At 67.9% G+C, this 748-nt stretch carries 3 protein-coding genes; all 3 read right to left on the bottom strand.

The features are described from left to right. The coding region (locus tag DM995_RS18925) for a hypothetical protein (protein ID WP_157973339.1) at nucleotides 1-203 on the bottom strand (203 nt) is incomplete at its 3' end. Between the two features lie 10 nt (nucleotides 204-213). Beyond that, nucleotides 214-495, bottom strand: coding sequence for a VirB3 family type IV secretion system protein (locus tag DM995_RS18920; protein WP_065998026.1), 282 nt, complete (start codon nucleotides 493-495; stop codon nucleotides 214-216). Then, nucleotides 495-748: TrbC/VirB2 family type IV secretion system protein (locus DM995_RS18915; protein WP_116970678.1), on the bottom strand; the 254-nt coding region annotated here is incomplete at its 5' end. The genes DM995_RS18920 and DM995_RS18915, both read right to left, overlap by 1 nt.

The raw sequence follows: 748 nt of genomic DNA, 5'->3' as shown, positions 1-748 counted from the left end.
CGGCGGAAGGCGTTGTTGAGCCGGCCGGCGACCGCGACGAGCTCAGCCGGCACCGCGGAATCGAGATCGGGCCCGCGGAAGCGTGCTGTGCGCTGGAAGCTGCCGTCCTTGTTGAGGACAACGCCTTCGCCAACCAGCGCCGCCCAAGGTAGGAAGTCGGCGAGGCGGGTCGAGGTCCGGCGATACTCGGCAAGGTTCATCATGCGGTCGGCCTCAGACGTTCAGGAAGCCGGGGATACGCAGGTGGCGGCGCACCACATCGACGAACTGCGGATCGCGCTTGGCCGCCCAGACGGCGGCAAGGTGCCCGACCGCCCAGAGTCCCAAGCCCACCAGCCAGAGGCGCAATCCGAGGCCAAGCGCCGCCGCCAGCGTGCCATTGAGGATGGCGATCGAGCGCGGCGCGCCGCCAAGCAGGATGTGCTCCGTCAAGGCGCGGTGCACCGGCACGCTGAAGCCAGGCACTTCGCCGGCGCTGTCGGCAAGGCCCGTCATCAAACGAGCGCCCCGCCGCCGAAGGAGAAAAACGACAGGAAGAAGCTCGATGCCGCGAAGGCGATCGAGAGGCCGAAGACGATCTGGATCAGCCGGCGGAAGCCGCCGCTCGTGTCGCCGAAGGCGAGCGTCAGGCCGGTGACGATGATGATGATCACCGCGATGATCTTGGCGACCGGTCCTTCGATGGACTGCAGGATGGACTGCAACGGCGCTTCCCAGGGCATAGACGAGCCGGATGCATGGGCGGCGG

Origin of the sequence: Blastomonas sp. UPD001 (assembly GCF_003426715.1) — a bacterium.
GTDB lineage: Bacteria > Pseudomonadota > Alphaproteobacteria > Sphingomonadales > Sphingomonadaceae > Blastomonas.
This window is presented reverse-complemented; position numbering and strand designations above follow the sequence as displayed.

Bases quoted from the DNA above. Each gene is read 5' to 3' on its own strand.
- DM995_RS18920 (WP_065998026.1), bottom strand. From the start codon at position 495: ATGACGGGCCTTGCCGACAGCGCCGGCGAAGTGCCTGGCTTCAGCGTG.